General features: G+C 74.7%; 1 protein-coding gene. It reads left to right on the forward strand.

Annotated features, from left to right (window positions below):
• Positions 1-60 precede the first annotated feature (60 nt).
• Positions 61-740 (forward strand): heparan-alpha-glucosaminide N-acetyltransferase domain-containing protein (locus AC2W7J_RS18575; protein ID WP_485984278.1); only part of this gene is annotated, 680 nt, incomplete at its 3' end.

The raw sequence follows: 740 nt of genomic DNA on the forward strand, positions 1-740 counted from the left end.
GCCGTGCGGCGCCGCCGCGCCGCCGTCTGACCGCGCCCGCACCTGCCTAGACTCGCGCGGGTGATCGACGTCGACTCGCCCCCGGGGAGTGCCCGGGCCCGGATGCCCTGGGACGGCCGCCGCGACCCCGCCGTCGACCTCGTGCGGGGCATCGCCGTCGTCTGCATGGTCATCGCCCACGTGCGGGTGTGGTCCCCCTTCGACTCCGGTCCTGCCCGGCTCGTCCTGCTGCTCGTCAACAACGTCGCCTCGCCGCTCTTCGCCCTCGTCATGGGCATCTCGGCCGGCATCGTCCTCACCCGCCGAGAGCGGAGGGTGAGCGGTCCCGTCTTCATCGCGCGCGATGTCGTGCGGGGTCTGCTGCTCGTGCTCGTCGGCCTGGCCCTGCAGTCGCTCGGCACCTTCGTCGCGATCGTGCTGATGTCCCTCGGGCTGACCCTGGCCGTGGCCGCCCCGCTCGCCCTGCTGCCCCTGCCGGCCGTCGCCGGACTCGCCGCCGCCAGCTTCGCGGTCGGGCCCTGGGTCACCGCTGCCGCCCGCTCGACCTTCGACCCTGCTCGGGTGCACTCGCCGGCGCTGCTCGACCAGGTGCTCCAGTGGGTCGTCCTGTCGACCCACTACCGCGTGGTGAGCCTGCTGCCCTTCGTGCTGCTCGGGGTGGTGCTCGCCCGCCTGCGGCTGACACCGAGGGTCGCCGGCGCGACCCTCGGGCTCGGGCTGGTCGCCGGCGTCGGCGTCGT

Source organism: Janibacter sp. CFPM2_SD2 (assembly GCF_057364645.1).